The 15252-nt window shown below is 64.5% G+C and carries 15 protein-coding genes; 10 read left to right on the top strand and 5 right to left on the bottom strand.

Annotated elements, in window-relative coordinates; translation table 11 throughout:
* Nucleotides 1-6 precede the first annotated feature (6 nt).
* The 4 genes from fabA to PFLCHA0_RS08870 all read right to left on the bottom strand — a co-directional run bounded on the left by fabA (nt 7) and on the right by PFLCHA0_RS08870 (nt 5726).
* Nucleotides 7-522, bottom strand: a complete 516-nt coding sequence (gene fabA / locus PFLCHA0_RS08855) for a 3-hydroxyacyl-[acyl-carrier-protein] dehydratase FabA (protein WP_011060067.1) — start codon at nt 520-522, stop codon at nt 7-9.
* 248 nt (nt 523-770) lie between these two features.
* Nucleotides 771-2672, bottom strand: a complete 1902-nt coding sequence (locus PFLCHA0_RS08860; protein WP_015634677.1) for an ATP-binding protein — start codon at nt 2670-2672, stop codon at nt 771-773.
* Nucleotides 2669-3598, bottom strand: a complete 930-nt coding sequence (locus PFLCHA0_RS08865) for a hypothetical protein (protein ID WP_015634678.1) — start codon at nt 3596-3598, stop codon at nt 2669-2671. The genes PFLCHA0_RS08860 and PFLCHA0_RS08865 overlap by 4 nt, the downstream gene beginning before the upstream one ends.
* Nucleotide 3599: 1 nt before the next feature.
* Nucleotides 3600-5726: a TonB-dependent receptor plug domain-containing protein gene (locus PFLCHA0_RS08870; protein ID WP_015634679.1), complete on the bottom strand. Its 2127-nt coding sequence runs from the start codon at nt 5724-5726 to the stop codon at nt 3600-3602.
* Between the two features lie 195 nt (nt 5727-5921).
* Here PFLCHA0_RS08870 and PFLCHA0_RS08875 point away from each other — a divergent pair, with 195 nt between their 5' ends.
* The 10 genes from PFLCHA0_RS08875 to PFLCHA0_RS08920 all read left to right on the top strand — a co-directional run bounded on the left by PFLCHA0_RS08875 (nt 5922) and on the right by PFLCHA0_RS08920 (nt 14477).
* Nucleotides 5922-6947: an NAD(P)H-dependent glycerol-3-phosphate dehydrogenase gene (locus PFLCHA0_RS08875; protein ID WP_011060071.1), complete on the top strand. Its 1026-nt coding sequence runs from the start codon at nt 5922-5924 to the stop codon at nt 6945-6947.
* A gap of 18 nt (nt 6948-6965) precedes the next feature.
* A complete protein-coding gene (locus PFLCHA0_RS08880) occupies nt 6966-7313 on the top strand; it encodes a DUF4389 domain-containing protein (RefSeq protein ID WP_011060072.1) in 348 nt (115 codons plus the stop codon).
* Nucleotides 7310-7759 carry a phosphohistidine phosphatase SixA gene (gene sixA / locus PFLCHA0_RS08885; protein WP_011060073.1) on the top strand — a complete coding sequence of 150 codons (450 nt, stop codon included), beginning with the start codon at nt 7310-7312 and terminating at the stop codon, nt 7757-7759. The genes PFLCHA0_RS08880 and sixA overlap by 4 nt, the downstream gene beginning before the upstream one ends.
* Nucleotides 7760-7930: 171 nt before the next feature.
* A complete protein-coding gene (locus tag PFLCHA0_RS08890) occupies nt 7931-9598 on the top strand; it encodes an AMP-binding protein (protein WP_015634681.1) in 1668 nt (555 codons plus the stop codon).
* A gap of 31 nt (nt 9599-9629) precedes the next feature.
* On the top strand, nt 9630-10073 hold the full coding sequence (locus PFLCHA0_RS08895) for a hotdog fold thioesterase (protein ID WP_015634682.1): 444 nt from the start codon (nt 9630-9632) through the stop codon (nt 10071-10073).
* Between the two features lie 114 nt (nt 10074-10187).
* Nucleotides 10188-10982: an alpha/beta fold hydrolase gene (locus PFLCHA0_RS08900; RefSeq protein WP_011060076.1), complete on the top strand. Its 795-nt coding sequence runs from the start codon at nt 10188-10190 to the stop codon at nt 10980-10982.
* On the top strand, nt 10979-11833 hold the full coding sequence (locus PFLCHA0_RS08905) for an alpha/beta hydrolase (RefSeq protein ID WP_011060077.1): 855 nt from the start codon (nt 10979-10981) through the stop codon (nt 11831-11833). The genes PFLCHA0_RS08900 and PFLCHA0_RS08905 overlap by 4 nt, the downstream gene beginning before the upstream one ends.
* 50 nt (nt 11834-11883) lie before the next feature.
* Entirely contained in the window at nt 11884-12543 is a 660-nt protein-coding gene (locus PFLCHA0_RS08910) for a glutathione S-transferase family protein (RefSeq protein ID WP_011060078.1), read from the top strand.
* An 8-nt stretch (nt 12544-12551) separates the two neighbouring features.
* Nucleotides 12552-13355, top strand: a complete 804-nt coding sequence (locus tag PFLCHA0_RS08915) for a DUF4892 domain-containing protein (RefSeq protein WP_172621741.1) — start codon at nt 12552-12554, stop codon at nt 13353-13355.
* 69 nt (nt 13356-13424) lie between these two features.
* Nucleotides 13425-14477, top strand: coding sequence for an AI-2E family transporter (locus PFLCHA0_RS08920; RefSeq protein ID WP_011060080.1), 1053 nt, complete (start codon nt 13425-13427; stop codon nt 14475-14477).
* A 39-nt stretch (nt 14478-14516) separates the two neighbouring features.
* Here the strand turns inward: PFLCHA0_RS08920 and xopAW are convergent, their stop codons facing one another.
* Nucleotides 14517-15143, bottom strand: a complete 627-nt coding sequence (gene xopAW / locus PFLCHA0_RS08925; protein ID WP_015634684.1) for an EF-hand domain-containing protein — start codon at nt 15141-15143, stop codon at nt 14517-14519.
* Nucleotides 15144-15252: the final 109 nt, after the last annotated feature.

Consider the following 15252-nt stretch of genomic DNA (forward strand, 5'->3'; position numbering starts at 1 on the left):
TAACCCTTAGAAGTTGTCAGTTGAAGTAAACACGCCGACCCGGAGGCCTTCGGCGGTATAGATTTCGCGGCCGTCAACGCTGACCGAACCATCGGCGATGGCCATGTTCAGCTTGCCCTTGAGCACGCGCTTGATGTGAATGTTATAGGTGACTTTCTTGGCGGTCGGCAGGACCTGGCCGAAGAATTTCACTTCCCCCGAACCCAGGGCGCGACCGCGGCCCGGCAAGCCCTGCCAGCCGAGGAAGAAGCCCACCAGTTGCCACATGGCATCCAGGCCCAGGCAGCCTGGCATCACCGGGTCGCCTTCGAAGTGGCAAGCGAAGAACCACAGGTCTGGAGTGATATCCAGCTCAGCGACCAACTCACCTTTACCGTACTTGCCACCCTCTTCGCTGATATGGGTGATGCGATCCACCATCAGCATGTTGGGGGCGGGCAGTTGCGCGTTACCTGGGCCGAACAGCTCACCGCGACTGCAGCGCAGCAGGTCTTCCCGAGTAAAGGCGTTTTGTTTGGTCATGCGAGCTCCTCAATAGTCCCGTGCGGCAGGGTTGGGCAAATCTTCCCGGCCGATCGAAGCGTTCATGCCTCGAGCCGGCAGCCTACTCATAGACTATTGCGTTGTAGTGAAAGTCACAGCGCAAAGGGCATGAATGTACACTTGTGCACTGAAATTTTTTTTGAGGGCCTTTTCAGGGCCCCGTCGGGTGCCTAAGACTGCCGCACTTTCGCCCATGACGCCAGTCGTAGCTGTTGGAAAATAGCCGGTTATTGCACCCAACGTTGGAGAATTTGCTGCAGATCCGCGCGCTTGAAAGGCTTGGCCAGGTAGTCGTTCATGCCCGCTGCAAGGCAGGCTTCACGGTCGCCCTGCAAGGCGTTGGCGGTCAGGGCGATGATCGGTAAATCGGCACAGCCGGGCAGTTGGCGGATCTGCCGGGTGGCCTCATAGCCGTCGACCAGCGGCAGTCGGCAATCCATCAGAATCGCCTCGAAGATCAGGCTTTCGGCACTGCGGACCGCCTGGGCGCCGTCGGTGACGATGCTCACGGTGAACCCCAGGCTGCGCAGCATGGCCTGGATCACGGTCTGGTTCACCGGGTTGTCTTCCACCAGCAGCACGTTGCGGCCTTCACCGGAGTGCTGATTGCTGCTCACCCGCGGGGCCAGTACCGGCAGGCTCTGCTGGAACAGCGCCAGGGGGATTTCCAGGGTGAACACCGAGCCTCGGCCTTCCTCGCTCTGGGCCCGCAGGGTGCCACCCATGCGCTCGGCCAGGGTGCGGGCGATGGGCAGGCCCAGGCCGGTGCCGCCATAGCGACGGGAAATCGAACTGTCGGCCTGCTGGAAGGCGTCGAACATCAGCTCCAGGCTGGCCGGGCTGATGCCGATACCGCTGTCGCGCACTGCGCAGGTGAACCACAACAGTTCGTGATCCAGGGCCTGCCACTGGGGCTCGATGGTGATGCTGCCCTGCTCGGTGAATTTCAGGGCGTTGCCGATCAGGTTGACCAGGATCTGCCGGATTCGCGTCGGGTCGCCCTTGACCTGCAGCGACTCCATGCCCGGCGGCAGCCGCAGTTGCAAGTCCAGGCCGCGTTGCAGGGCGCTGTGCTGGAAGGCCTGGGCCGAGCTGGTGATCAGTTCGGCAAGGTTGAACGGGATGTGCTCCAGTTCCAGGGCCGAGCGTTCGATGCGGGAGAAGTCGAGGATGTCGTTGATCACCTTCAGCAGGTGTTCGGTGGATTCCGACGCCAGCGCCGCGTACTCGCTCTGTTCCTGGGTCATCTGGGTGGTTTCCAGCAGTTGCAGCATGCCCAGTACACCGTTCATCGGTGTGCGCAGCTCGTGGCTCATCATCGCCAGGAAATCCGACTTGGCCTTGTTCGCCCGTTCCGCCTCTTCCCGGGTCTGGATCAACTGGGACATGGCCTGGTGCTGCTCGCGGCTGGCCAGTTCCAGGCCGGCGGCGAGGTTGTTGATGTGCCGGGCCAGGTTGCCCAGCTCGCCATCGTCGACGATCGGCAGCGGGGTCTTGAAATCCCCTTCCTGGATTGCCTTCACCGCATCGCCCATGGCGCGGATCGGCTGTGCCAGGCCGGCCGCCAGGCGCCGGGCCAGGAGGAAGGTGAAGAGCAGGGCGAACAGCGCGAGGATGGCGGCCTTGAGGAGGATTTCCTGCTGGCGCTGGCTGAAGGCGTCGTTGGACATGCCGACGATCACCCGGCCCAGGTAACCATCGCCCTGGGCGGCCACGCTGGCCGGGTCGTTCTGCAGAAAGTCGTTGTGCACCTGGATACGCTGCAGGCGTACCGGGGCCTGGAATACCTTGATCTGCTGCGCGTGGTTGTGGCTGGCCGAGGGCTGTTCCACGTACACCAGGATGTTGTTGGCGCTGTCCTGCACTTCCAGGAAGTGCACATGAGGTGTGGCCAGGGTTGCCTGCAGGAGGCTCTCCAGGCCCTCGTTGTTGCCGGAGATCACCCCGTACTCGGTGGCTGGCGCCAGTTGATTGGCGATCAGTTGCCCGGTGTGGTTGAGCTCCTGGCGCAAGTCCTGGATACGCACGAAGGTAAAGAAGCTGATCAGCAGCAGGGTCAGGAGCAGGGCCGGGCCCAGGCTGATGAGCTGAGTGCGGGTCTGGATATCCCATCGGCGACGCAATGTCATGGGTGCTTCTCTCCTTCACTCAACTGGCGCGCAACGGCCTGCGGGTCGATTTCCTCGATGCCCAGCGAGCGTGCCACCTGTGGGTTGCTCATTACTTTGAAAGCCGTCGGGTATAGCGCGCGGGGCCAGCGAGCCGGCGGTTGGTCGAGCAGGCTGTCCAGGGTCTGCAGCCAGTCCTGCTGGTCGCTGTAGGTGCTGGCCAGGCTGCCGGCCCGGACGAAGCCGGCATTGGGGCCGATCAGCGCCTGTTGCCGGGCGTAGCTGCTCAGTAGCAGGTTCTTCACGGTTTTCGGGTTGTACAGCTTCGGATCATCCAGGCCCAGCAGCACTTCGCTGTTGCGCAGCAGGTTCTGCAGCGGGCGGCTGTCGCTGGTGCTGTCCCAGGGTTCGGCGATGATTTCCATGTTCAGGGTTTGCGCGGCCAGGTGCAGTTCCTTGAGCAGGAACCGGCTGTCGGCGCTGTACAGCACCCCCACCCGGCGCACCTGCGGCAGAACACTGCGGATCAGGCGTAACTGGCGCTCCAGGGGCGGATCGCTCCACAGCAGGCTCAACCGTGGATGAGGGCTTTGCGCCAGGCGCTGTTGGGCCTGCAGGCGGCTGATGCGCAGGACCAGGGTCGGCGGGCCCAAGGGATCTTGCAGGCGCCAGTCGAGGCTTTGCGGGTCCAGCAGGATCAGGCGCGTGCTGCCGGGCAACTGGCCCGGCGGCGGCAGTTGGGCCAGGGGGACGAAGCGCACCTGGTCCCGGGGGCGCTGGGCGGCCAGTTCTTCGGTGAAGGTGCGCACGCTGCTGTTGTCGTCGCTGGCGGTGAGCAGCACATCGGCCGCCCACAACGGGTTGCCCAGCAGCATGCCCAGTACCAGCAGGCACAGGCACAGGCGACGATGTATGCGCAGGGCCTTCCAGGGCCGACAGTGGCCCATGTCAGAACTCGAGCTCCGCGCTGAAGTAGACCACGTGGCGCGAGTCGTAGAGATTGTCGGCGAAGGTGGTGGGCTGGTGGTCGAGCCGTTGCTGCAGGGTGCCGGCCAGTTCCAGGCTGGTCTTGCTGCCCAGGGCCAGGCGCTTGGCGATGCGGGTGTCGACCCGTTCGAATCGGTAGCCGTTGAGGGCGCTGTCGCCATAGTAGAAGAGCGCGCTGGACCAGCCCTGGCCCCAATTGCGCAGCCAGCCGGCGGAGCCGCTGTTGCTGGCGGTCAGGCGCTGGTCCAGGCGGTTGCTGGCCTGGGCATGGACGTAGGCGTAGGTCAGGCGCAGGCGGTCGGCGCGGCTCAGTTGCCAGTCCAGCTGGCTCTCGGTACCGGCGAAGCGTGAGGCGTTGCTGTTGCTGGCGATGTACTGGTTGTTGCGCAGCGGCTCGCTGATCATCCCGGTGATTTCGTCATAGAACAGCTTGATGTCGAGGTTCAGCGCCTGGTCGACGAAGTAACCGTTGTAGCCCAGTTCCCGGGAACGCATGTGCTCCTGGTCGAGGTTGCCGGGGCCACGGGTCTTGACGAAGTACTGGGCGCTGTTCTGGCCGTAGACCGGGGTGCTCAGGCCGGTGACCCGGTAGCTCCAGTTGACGTTGTTCTCGAACATGTCCGGGGAGCGGATGGCTTCCGAATACACCGCCCGCAAGCCGTGGCGCGGGTTGATCAGGTAGTTGACCGCGATCCTCGGGGTCAGGGAGTTGCCGGTCAGCTGGGTGTCTTCGTACATAGCCCCGCCCTGGATCAGCCAATGTTCGCTGGCCCGCCACTCCAGCTGGCCGAACAGGCGCCAGGTGGTGTCGTCGAGGGTGCCGTTGAAGTAGGTTTCGGAGTCGGCCCGGTCGTAACGATAGTTCATGCCGCTGACCAGCCGCAGGTTGTCGCTGAGGCTCAGGGTGTCCTGCAGCTCCAGGTCGTAGCGGGTTTCCCGAGAGCTCTGGTCGATGTTGCCGCAGACCGTATTCTTGCCGCCGCCGGTTTTCCATTGGTCGATGACCTGGTTGGCCAATGCCTGTTCCGTCGGGGTTCCACCGGGCGTCGCGCTTAAATAATCGGGCATGTGGCGCGCCAGGCGCTCGGCGTAGTTCGGGTTGAGTTGCCACAGGCGTGTCAGCTCGGGGCTGAAGGAAATTGCCGCGTCGCAGGCACGCCAGGTCTGCTGGCGGTCCCAGTGCTGGGCCGAGCCCTGGATATAAAGGCTGTGCTGTGGATTGAGCTCCAGGTTCCAGCGCAGTGACCCGGCGTAGTCCTTGGCCACCACATCGGAGTTGTTGCCTTGCTGGGTTACCCCGTGGAACACCGGCTGATAGGTATAGGGCCGCTGGTTGGTGCCTTCCTTGGCATTCAACTGCCAGTCGATGCTCTGCTGTTCATTGAGCATCTGGCTCACGGACAGACTGAAGCGGTTCAAGCGCTTGCTGTCGCGGTAGTCGGCCCCCAGGCGATTCTTGTCGAAGCCATCATCTTCCTGCCCCGACAGCGACAGGCGCAGGTCGCCGCTTTCCCAGCCGGTACCCTGGCTGGCGTACCAGTCGCTGATGCCGCGCTGGCCCCGGGTCAGCTTGACCCGCGTGCCATGGCTGTTGGCCGGGGCGCGGGTGATGATGTTGACCACCGCCATCAGCGCGTTGGCGCCGTAGCTGACGGTATTGGGGCCGCGAAACACCTCGATGCGCTCGATGTCTTCCATGGCCACCGGGATATCGCTCCAGTCCACTGTCGCCAGGCCGGCGCGATACACCGAACGCCCGTCGATCAGCACTTGCATGCGCCGGGCTTCGCTGGCGTTGGTGCCGTGGTAGTTGACCGTGGCTTGGTTGCCGCTGATGGCGCCGACCATCATCCCCGGCACCAGGCGCAGCAGTTCGCTGATGTCCCGGGCGCCGCTGGCCTTGATCAACTCGTTGTCGAGCACCGTCATGCTGCCGGGAACCGCGGCAGGTGACTGTTTCAGGCGGGTGGCGGTGAGGACCTCGGGCAGGGCGGTGCCGTCCAGGAACAGATCGTCGGCCAGTACCGAGTGGCCGAACAGCATGCCCAGCAGCAGCGACAGACGAAGAGGTGAGGGGCCAGCGGACACGACACAGCCTTGAATCTTGATGGAAGGCGCGCATGTTAACCGAGATAGTCGAGTTTTCCAGTCGATAAGCCCGACATTCCCCGAATGACTCCACGTGTTCCCGACAGGTTGCCTGAATGGCCCCTGGGGCTGGTGGTGAGAAAACCGCCCCGTATAATGCCGCCATCGCCACTGCTATGGATTAACGGATTGCATATGACACAACAGCGCCCTATTGCGGTCCTGGGAGGCGGAAGTTTTGGTACCGCCGTGGCCAATCTGCTGGCCGAGAACGGTCATCGGGTGCGGCAGTGGATGCGCGACCCCGAGCAGGCCGAGGCCATTCGGGTCAACCGCGAGAATCCGCGCTATCTCAAGGGCATCAAGATTCATCCGGCGGTGGAGCCGGTCACCGACCTGCTGGCCACCCTCAATGACAGTGACCTGTGCTTTGTCGCCTTGCCCTCCAGCGCCCTGCGCTCGGTGCTGGCGCCCCACGCCGAGCTGCTCCGCGGCAAGCTGCTGGTCAGCCTGACCAAGGGCATCGAGGCCCAGACCTTCAAGCTGATGAGCGAGATCCTCCAGGACATCGCCCCGCAAGCGCGCATCGGCGTACTTTCCGGCCCCAACCTGGCTCGGGAAGTGGCCGAGCACGCCCTGACCGCCACCGTGGTCGCCAGTGAAGACGAAGAGCTCTGTCAGCGGGTCCAGGCCGCGCTGCACGGCCGCACCTTCCGTGTGTATGCCAGTGCCGACCGCTTCGGTGTGGAACTGGGCGGGGCGCTGAAGAACGTCTACGCGATCATCGCCGGCATGGCGGTGGCCCTGGGCATGGGGGAAAACACCAAGAGCATGCTGATTACCCGGGCGCTGGCGGAAATGACCCGCTTTGCCGTGAGCCAGGGCGCCAACCCCATGACCTTCCTCGGCCTGGCCGGGGTCGGCGACCTGATCGTCACCTGTTCCTCGCCCAAGAGCCGCAACTACCAGGTGGGCTTTGCCCTGGGCCAGGGCCTGAGCCTGGAAGAGGCGGTGACCCGCCTGGGTGAGGTGGCGGAGGGCGTCAACACCCTCAAGGTGCTCAAGGTCAAGGCTCAGGAGCTGGGGGTCTACATGCCGCTGGTGGCCGGCCTGCACGCGATCCTGTTCGAAGGGCGTACGCTGAACCAGGTAATCGAGCTCTTGATGCGCGGCGAGCCGAAAACCGACGTCGACTTTATCTCCACCAGCGGATTCAACTGAGCAGCACAGGAGCCAGACATGAACGATACGAATTCCGAAGCCAAATACGAGTCCATCCTCCTGCGGGTGCTGTGGATGCTGATATTCGTGCTGGTGTGGCAGGTGGCGCAGTTTCTCCTGGGCGCGCTGGTGCTGGTGCAGTTGATCTATCGCCTGATCTACGGCGCGCCGAATGCCGGCCTGATGAACTTCGGCGATAGCCTGAGCCAGTTCCTGGCGCAGATCGGCCGTTTCGGCAGCTTCCATACCGAACAGAAACCCTGGCCGTTCGCCGATTGGCCCGCTCCCCGGGCGCCTGAAGGCGAAGCTCCCCATAGCGTGCCGCCAGCGCCTCACCCGGTGCGTGACGAGGAGCCCAAGCTGTGAAGCTGTGGGTGCTGCGTCACGGCCAGGCCGAGTCCCATGCGCCGACCGATGCCCAGCGCAACCTCACGGCCCACGGTCGCGAGGAAGTGCTGGGCAGTGCCGCGCACCTGATCGGCCAGCCCATCGCCGCGATCCTCGCCAGCCCTTATGTACGTGCCCAGCAGACTGCACAGCTGGTGCGCGAGGCCCTGGGGTTCGAAGGCGAGATCCGCACCGTGCCCTGGCTCACCCCCGAGGCCAACCCGCTGCAGGTGCTGGAGCAACTGGACAGTGCCGACAACCTGCTGCTGGTCAGCCATCAACCCCTGGTGGGCAACCTGATCGGCCTGTTGCAGCACGGCCACCTGCGTGATCCGCAGCCGATGAACACCGCCAGCCTGGCGGAGCTCGAAGGCGACTGGCCCCTGGCGGGGCTGATGACCTTGAATGCCGTGACACACCCTTGATGGACGCGGCGGCAGGGCATGCCCGGGCCGCCGTTGTTGTCTCGAACCCACCGATCCCCGGTTGCGATCCGCTACATTTCTTAACTTGCAGCGCTCCTTTGTGCGTGGAATAGTCCACCAAGCAAGTGCTTGGTTGGTGTCGCGAACAGAATAAGAACAAAGGAGCGAGTCATGTCTGCTGCTTTTCGTTTGCCCCTGCAAGTGTTCTACGAGCGCGAGGCTCGTCATCCCCAGCAGCGCTTTCTGGTCCAGCCCAGTGCCGGCGGGCAGGTGCAGGAGCTGAGCTGGTTCGAGGTGGGCCAGCAGGCCCGGCGTGCCGCCCAATGGCTGCGCGAGCGCCAGCTGCCTTCCGGCAGCCACATTGCAATCATTGGCAAGAACTCCGCGCACTGGGTCATTGCCGACCTGGCGATCTGGATCGCCGGGCATGTCTCGGTGCCGTTGTATCCCAATCTCACGGCCGAGTCGGTAGCCCAGGTGCTGGAGCATTCCGAGTCGGCCCTGGCCTTTATCGGCAAGCTCGACGACTGGCCGCAAATGGCGCTCGGGATCAAGGCCGGGCTGCCCACCATCCGCTTGCCCCTGGCCCCCGAAGGCCCTTTCGATTTCAGTTGGGAAGACCTGCAGCGCTGTCCGCCGCTCGAGGATAGCCCGAGCCCTGCGGCCGATCAGCTGGCCACCATCATCTATACCTCCGGCACCACCGGGCTGCCCAAGGGTGTGATGCACAGTTTCGGCAACCTGGGCTTTGCCGCCAGCCATGGTGTGCAGATGTTCGGCCTGGGCCCCCAGGACCGGCTGCTGTCCTACCTGCCCCTGTGCCACGTGGCCGAGCGCATGTTTGTCGAGATGGCGGCGATCTATACCGGGCAGACGGTGTTCTTTGCCGAAAGCCTGGATACCTTCCTCGCCGACCTGCAGCGAGCCCGGCCCACCGCGCTTTTTGGCGTGCCGCGGATCTGGACCAAGTTCCAGATGGGGGTCTACAGCAAGGTGCCGGCCAAGCGCCTGGATTTTCTCTTGGGCCTGCCCTTTATCGGCAAGCGTGTCGGCCACAAGGTGCTGAGCGGGCTCGGGCTGGACGCGTTGCGGGTGGCGCTGTCGGGAGCGGCACCGGTGCCCCAGACCCTATTGCACTGGTATCGACGCCTCGGGCTGGACGTGTTGGAGGTGTACGGCATGACCGAGAGCTGCGGCTACTCCCATATCGGCCGCTCCGGTGAGCATGTGCCCGGCTGGATTGGCCGGCCCTGCCCGGAAGTCGAGGTGCACATCGACGAGGCGGGGGAGGTTCAGGTACGCAGCGGAGCCACTATGCTGGGCTATTTCAAGGACCCGCAGAAGACCGTCGAAACCGTTACCGAGGATGGTTTCCTGCGCACCGGCGACAAGGGGGAGCAGGATGCCGCCGGCAACCTGCGCCTGACCGGCCGGCTCAAGGAGATCTTCAAGACCAGCAAGGGCAAGTACGTGGCCCCGGCGCCCATCGAGAACCGCCTGGCGGTGCATGCCCATATCGAGCAGGTGTGCGTGGTGGGCGACGGGCTGATTGCCCCCCTGGGCCTGTGCGTGCTTTCGGCTGCGGGTGCGCAGGCCGCCGCCGGCAGTGCCCGGGAAGGCTTGCACAGCAGCCTGGAAAGCCTGCTGGCCCAGGTCAATGGCAGCCTGGACAAGCACGAGCGGCTGCATCGGCTGGTGGTAGTCAAGGACAGTTGGGCGGTGGAAAACGGCTTTCTCACTCCAACCCTGAAGATCAAGCGCAATGTGATCGAAGCCACCTATGGCGGCAGTTTTCAAGCCTGGAGCGAGCGCAGCGAAGCCGTGCTGTGGCAGGATTGACCGACAATAACCACCCATAAGGGAAGCGGCGATGAGTCTATGGCGCACCACTCCGAACATCGAGCAACTGAACGCGATCCAGAAGAACACCATCGGCGAAGTGCTGGATATTCGCTTCGAGTCCTATGACGAGCAGTCACTGACCGCGAGCATGGTCATCGACCATCGCACCCACCAGCCCTACGGGCTGCTGCACGGCGGGGCCTCGGTGGTGCTGGCGGAAACCGTCGGCTCCATGGCCAGCTACCTGTGCATCGACGCCAGCAAGTTCTACTGCGTGGGGCTGGAGATCAATGCCAATCACCTGCGGGGCTTGCGCACCGGGCGGGTCAGGGCGGTGGCCAAGGCCATTCATATCGGGCGCACCACCCATGTCTGGGACATCCGCCTGAGCAGTGATGAAGGCAAGGCCAGTTGCGTCTCGCGCCTGACCATGGCGGTAGTGCCCCTCGGGCAGAACCCGCCGGCGCAATGAGGCAACGCGCCATAGGCTGAGCCTGGGTGTCAGCATTCCTGTCCGTTACGGTCATTGCCCTGGTGCCAGGGCCTGCGGACAATCGGTGTTCGTTTGGTGGATGGATAGGTCGGTATGTCGCAACAGGTGTTTTTCGCTCACGCCAATGGGTTTCCCTCCGGCACGTACGGCAAGTTGTTTGCTGCCCTGGCGCCGGAATTCGAGGTGGCTCATCTGCAGCAGCATGCCCACGATCCGCGCTTTCCGGTGGACGACAACTGGCGCAGCCTGGTGGATGAACTGATCCATCACCTGCAACAGCAGGCCCAGCCGGTCTGGGGCGTGGGGCATTCGCTGGGTGGTGTGCTGCATCTGCACGCGGCCCTGCGCTGCCCGGAGCTGTATCGGGGGGTGGTGATGCTCGATTCGCCGGTGCTGACCCGGGCCGACCAATGGGTGATCCGCGCCGCCAAGCGCCTGGGCTTCATCGACCGGCTGACTCCGGCCGGGCGCACCCTGGGGCGCCGCGAAGAGTTTGCCGACATCGAGGCCGCCCGCAGTTACTTCTCCCGCAAGACGCTGTTCCGGGCCTTCGATCCCGATTGCCTGGATGCTTACCTGCAGCACGGCCTGCAGCAGGTGGGGGATCGCTTGCGCCTGCGTTTTGACCCGGCCACGGAAATCAGCATCTACCGCGGCGTGCCTCATACCAGCCCGGGCAGTGCGCGCCAGCTCAAGGTACCGCTGGCGGTGGTGCGCGGACAGCAGAGCCGGGTGGTGATGCGCCATCACACCAGTGCGGTCGGGCGCATGCCGCTGGGCGAGTCGCTGACCATGCCCGGTGGCCACATGTTTCCCCTTGAGCGCCCCCAGGACACCGCGGCGCTGCTCAAGGAGCTGTTCACACGCTGGCAACGGAGCCCTGCATGAGCCACGCCGTCGAAGAAGTCCGCCTGAACCTGCCGCACATCGAACTGGCGGCCCATCTGTTCGGGCCCGAGGACGGTCTGCCGGTCATCGCCCTGCATGGCTGGCTGGATAACGCCAACAGCTTCGCCCGGCTGGCGCCCAAGCTCGCCGGCCTGCGCATCGTTGCCCTGGACCTGGCCGGCCACGGTCATTCCGGGCATCGCCCGGCGGGGGCCGGCTATGCCCTGTGGGACTACGTCTATGACGTGCTGCAAGCCGCCGAGCAACTGGGCTGGAAGCGCTTTGCCCTGATCGGTCATTCCCTGGGGGCGATCGTCTCGCTGGTGCTGTCGGCGGCGATGCCGGAGCGGGTCAGCCACCTGGCCCTGATCGATGGGGTGATCCCGCCGACGGCCAATGGCGAGGACGCCGCCGAGCGCCTGGGCATGGCGTTGCAGGCACAGCTGAATCTGCAGAACAAGAGCAAGCCGGTGTACGCCACCCTGGAGCGGGCCATCGAGGCGCGCATGAAGGGCCTGGTGGCGGTTAGCCGCGAGGCGGCCGAACTGCTGGCCCAGCGCGGCCTGATGCCGGTGCCCGGGGGCTATACCTGGCGCAGCGACAGCCGCCTGACCCTGGCTTCGCCGCTGCGCCTGACAGAAGAGCAGGCCATGTCCTTTGTTCAGCGGGTCGCCTGCCCGACGCAACTGGTGGTGGCCGCCGATGGCATGCTGGCCAAGCACCAGGCCTTGTTGCAGCGTCTACCCTTCAGCGTTGAGCAGTTGCCCGGCGGGCATCACCTGCACCTCAACGACGAGGCGGGTGCCAGCTTTGTCGCAGACTGTTTCAATCGGTTTTTCGCCGTTCCTTGACTTGACGGGATCAACTGTCGAGGCTGGGCGGGTTGAAATGGGAGACAACCATGATAGATCTGTACACCGCTGCGACCCCCAATGGTCACAAGGTTTCCATCCTGCTTGAGGAACTCGGCCTGCCCTATGAGGTGCACGCCTTGAGTTTCGACAAGAAGGAGCAAAAGGCCCCAGCGTTCCTGAAGATCAATCCCAATGGGCGTATTCCGGCCATCGTCGATCGCGACAATGGCGATTTTCCGGTGTTCGAGTCCGGCGCGATCCTGGTGTACCTGGCCGAACGCACTGGCCAGTTGTTGCCGGCCGATCCCAAGGGCCGTTCGCTGGTCATGCAATGGCTGATGTTCCAGATGGGCGGGGTCGGGCCCATGCAGGGCCAGGCCAATGTGTTCTTCCGCTATTTCCCGGAGAAGCTGCAGGGCGCCATCGACCGTTATCAGCACGAGACCCGGCGCCTGTACGAAGTGCTCGACAGCCGCCTGCAACAGGCCGAGTACCTGGCCGGCGACTACAGCATTGCCGACATCGCCACCTTCCCCTGGGTGCGCGGCCATGAATGGTCCGGGGTTTCGGTGCAGGGCCTGCCGGCGTTGCAACGCTGGATGGCGGCCCTGGAGGCCCGTCCTGCGGTGCAGCGAGGCTTGCAGGTTCCACAACGCAGCGACGATGCCAGCGTCGTCAAGGGCGCCCAGGCCATGCTTATCCGATGAGAGTTTCCATGCGTTCAATCAGTGTTCTGGGCCTGTCCCTGGCAAGTACCCTGGTGCTTGCCGCCGATCTGCCGGGCAGCCACGACCTGCCCCTGGTCCCCCGTCTGACCGATGCACAGATCGTCGACTACCGCCCCGAAGTGGAGCAGGAGCGCGTCTACCCCCTGGGTTCGATCCGCCGTATCAGCGGCCAGTTGCGTTTCGATGGCCAGGTCAATGCCCGCGGCAAGCTCACCGCCATCACTTACCAGTTGCCCGCCGAGCGCACATCCAACGAAGCCTTCACCCTGGCCAGGGAGGCGCTGCAAAAGCAGGGCGCCGAGCTGCTGTTCTGGTGCCAGGCCCGCGATTGCGGTGAAAGCAGCCTGTGGGCCAACGAAGTATTCGGCAACGCCAAGCTGTTTGGCGCCGATGAACAGCAGGCCTACCTGCTGCTGCGGCTGGCGGCGCCCCAGGACAACTCCCTGGTAGCCCTGTACAGCATCACCCGGGGTAACCGCCGGGCCTACCTGCATGTGGAGCAGTTCGACGCCAGCGCGCCGCTGGGGGACCTGCTACCCACTTCGGCCACCCTGCTGCGCCAGCTCAAGGACACCGGCAAGCTGGACCTGCCGAAACTCGCCGAGCCCCAGCCCACCTGGCTCAACCTGCTGTCCCGCGGGCTGAACCTGGACACCACCATGCGCATCAGCCTGTCCGGCAAGCAGGCCGAAGCCTGGCGCCAGGCGCTGATTGGCCAGGGCGTGCTGGCCTCGCGGATGGAAACCGGTAACACCGACGCAGCAGGCCTGCATTTCGAACTACTGCGTTAAGCTGTTTCAGGCAGCCCGCGCTCGCGGGTTCGCCTACTCTTCACTGGTTCTTCTTGCGCGAGACATTTCATGCCCAATAACGATCGCCTGCTGGTGCAGATCCTGCTCCTGGTGTTGTTCGGTGCCAGCTTCTGGGTCATGGCGCCTTTCTGGTCAGCGCTGTTCTGGGGCGCCGTGCTGGCGTTTGCCAGCTGGCCGCTGATGCGCCTGCTGACCCGCTGGCTCAATGGCCGAGAATCCCTGGCAGCGGCCCTGCTGACCCTGGGCTGGATGGTGCTGGTGGCCGCGCCGCTGGTCTGGCTCGGCCTCAACCTGGCGGACCATGTGCGCGATGCCACGGCCTTCATCAAGGACGTGCAGGTCGACGGCCTGCCCGCCGCTCCAGAGTGGCTCGGCAACCTGCCATTGGTGGGCGAGCGCCTGGTGGGCTTGTGGAACAGCATCGACCAGCAGGGCGCGGCCCTGATGCTGGCGGTCAAACCCTATCTGGGGCAGGTGGGCAACTGGCTGCTGGCTCGCAGCGCGCAGATCGGCGGCGGCATTCTGGAACTGACCCTGAGCATCGTCTTCGTGTTTTTCTTCTACCGCGATGGCCCGCGCCTGGCGCTGTTCGTGCACAAGTTGCTGGAGCGCCTGATCGGCGAGCGCGCCGGCTACTACATCGACCTGGTGGCTGGCACCGTGCAACGGGTAGTCAACGGGGTGATCGGCACCGCGGCGGCCCAGGGCCTGCTGGCGCTGATCGGCTTCCTGATTGCCGGAGTGCCCGGGGCGCTGGTGCTGGGGATCGTCACCTTCCTGCTCAGCCTGATTCCCATGGGCCCGCCCCTGGTATGGATCCCGGCTACCGCCTGGCTGGCCTGGAAAGGCGAATATGGCATGGCGGTGTTCCTGGGGATCTGGGGCACTTTCATCATCAGCGGCGTGGACAACGTGCTCAAACCGTACCTGATCAGCCGCGGCGGCAACCTGCCGCTGGTGATCGTGCTGCTGGGAGTGTTCGGTGGCCTGATCGCCTTCGGCTTTATCGGCCTGTTCATCGGCCCGACGCTGCTGGCGGTGGCCTACAGCCTGTTGCTGGACTGGAGCGCCAGCCAGGCCCGGGCCCAGGAGCCGCGCTGAACCACCGATTGCCGCTCCCCCCGGGAGCGGCAATGGACGTCAGGCAGCGACGTTGACGCTGCCGCCGAGGCTGCTGCTGGTGTCCAACTGATACTGCTTGCTCAAGCTGGCGATCATCTTGCCCAGAGCTTCGGCGAGGTTGGCCTGCGGGTCCTGGGGGGCGCTGTCCTGGTTGCTTCCGGCCTGCAACGCGGCCTTGAGCTCATCGCTACTGATGCCGCCACTGCTGTCGCTGTCGAGAATCTTCAGCAGAGCCGAGCTGGTGTCGCTGCTGGTGGAGCTGTTGCCCGAGGCTTGCAGGGCAGTGCTCAGTTCGTCACTGCTGATGACTCCGTCGCCATCGCTGTCCAGGGCGCCGAGCAGGGCATCCGCCAGGTGGGTATCGGGGGCGCGGTCCTTGGGCGGGGGAGGGGCCATGGCGGCCATTTCATCGCTGCTCAAGCTACCGCTGCCGTCACGGTCCAGGTCGCCGAAATTCTTGCTCAGGCTGACCAGGATGCCGTTGTCGCTTTTCTGCGACAGGGCGTTTTTCAGCTCGTCCTGATCCACCGCGCCATCACCGTTGCTGTCGAGCTTGGCGAACAGCTCCTTGTGCAATTGCTGGCCACGGCTGGTGGTGCTGGAGCTGTAATAGCTCGAATAGTTGCTGCTGAGGCTATCGATCATGGGGCTCACTCCCTGCGGATGAATTGAACCGGTGGGGGGCACCGGCCCAAGCAGCCTCAGGGGGGGAGTTGTCCTGGGTATTGGCGGTTTGTACCTGCCGCCACACAAG

The sequence above is a fragment of the Pseudomonas protegens CHA0 genome (assembly GCF_000397205.1).
GTDB lineage: Bacteria > Pseudomonadota > Gammaproteobacteria > Pseudomonadales > Pseudomonadaceae > Aquipseudomonas > Aquipseudomonas protegens.

Coding starts and splice junctions, on each gene's coding strand:
- PFLCHA0_RS08920 (WP_011060080.1), top strand. CDS start 13,425: ATGCCCAATAACGATCGCCTGCTGGTGCAGATCCTGCTCCTGGTGTTG.
- PFLCHA0_RS08900 (WP_011060076.1), top strand. CDS start 10,188: ATGTCGCAACAGGTGTTTTTCGCTCACGCCAATGGGTTTCCCTCCGGC.
- PFLCHA0_RS08905 (WP_011060077.1), top strand. CDS start 10,979: ATGAGCCACGCCGTCGAAGAAGTCCGCCTGAACCTGCCGCACATCGAA.
- PFLCHA0_RS08890 (WP_015634681.1), top strand. CDS start 7,931: ATGTCTGCTGCTTTTCGTTTGCCCCTGCAAGTGTTCTACGAGCGCGAG.
- PFLCHA0_RS08865 (WP_015634678.1), bottom strand. CDS start 3,598: ATGGGCCACTGTCGGCCCTGGAAGGCCCTGCGCATACATCGTCGCCTG.
- xopAW (WP_015634684.1), bottom strand. CDS start 15,143: ATGATCGATAGCCTCAGCAGCAACTATTCGAGCTATTACAGCTCCAGC.
- PFLCHA0_RS08910 (WP_011060078.1), top strand. CDS start 11,884: ATGATAGATCTGTACACCGCTGCGACCCCCAATGGTCACAAGGTTTCC.
- fabA (WP_011060067.1), bottom strand. CDS start 522: ATGACCAAACAAAACGCCTTTACTCGGGAAGACCTGCTGCGCTGCAGT.
- PFLCHA0_RS08895 (WP_015634682.1), top strand. CDS start 9,630: ATGAGTCTATGGCGCACCACTCCGAACATCGAGCAACTGAACGCGATC.
- PFLCHA0_RS08915 (WP_172621741.1), top strand. CDS start 12,552: ATGCGTTCAATCAGTGTTCTGGGCCTGTCCCTGGCAAGTACCCTGGTG.
- PFLCHA0_RS08875 (WP_011060071.1), top strand. CDS start 5,922: ATGACACAACAGCGCCCTATTGCGGTCCTGGGAGGCGGAAGTTTTGGT.
- PFLCHA0_RS08880 (WP_011060072.1), top strand. CDS start 6,966: ATGAACGATACGAATTCCGAAGCCAAATACGAGTCCATCCTCCTGCGG.
- PFLCHA0_RS08860 (WP_015634677.1), bottom strand. CDS start 2,672: ATGACATTGCGTCGCCGATGGGATATCCAGACCCGCACTCAGCTCATC.